This is a genomic window from Lewinella sp. W8, from assembly GCF_004375085.3.
In the GTDB taxonomy this organism is placed as follows: domain Bacteria; phylum Bacteroidota; class Bacteroidia; order Chitinophagales; family Saprospiraceae; genus Neolewinella.
In genome coordinates this window covers 1-434 of the sequence record NZ_SNAQ03000077.1, presented here as the reverse complement: position 1 = coordinate 434, position 434 = coordinate 1, and the positions used below count along the sequence as shown (strand labels likewise).

The window sequence follows — 434 nt, the reverse complement described above, 5'->3', positions numbered from 1 at the left end:
GACACCCTGCTCGTTGCGTTTGAGCGCAGTAATGATCTGCGTCTCGCTAAATCGTTTCTTTTTCATAACAACTCGAATTTAAAGATTTTCAAAAAACGAGCTGTCCAGTTTTTGGGGAAGGCTACACCAGTACATTTATCCTTAAATTTTTCATCATTACAACCGCATGTTAAAACGAGAAGAATTTGCAGTAAAAAACAGAATTGAACACTATCTATCAAATTGACAAATTTCATATTTATATTAATTGCGCGCAACGGTCTAGCTACGCGCCGTGCGGAGCTTCGCGGAGCATGGACGTCGTAGCCTTTGTGTGTGCCTGGAATGCACATCCTTCGCTTTAAAGATAGCGAGTTTTCTAAGTGGTGCAAGTCCACTGGTAGCGAGTTGGTGAAGCTACCTAGCAAGCCGCAAGGGCGCGTGAGGCGACTCCG

At 44.2% G+C, this 434-nt stretch carries 1 protein-coding gene; it reads left to right on the top strand.

The features are described 5' to 3' along the window. Window positions 1-207, top strand: a 207-nt coding sequence (locus tag E1J53_RS24175) for a hypothetical protein (protein WP_216650098.1), incomplete at its 5' end; no start/stop codon positions are given. Between the last annotated feature and the right edge of the window lie 227 nt (window positions 208-434).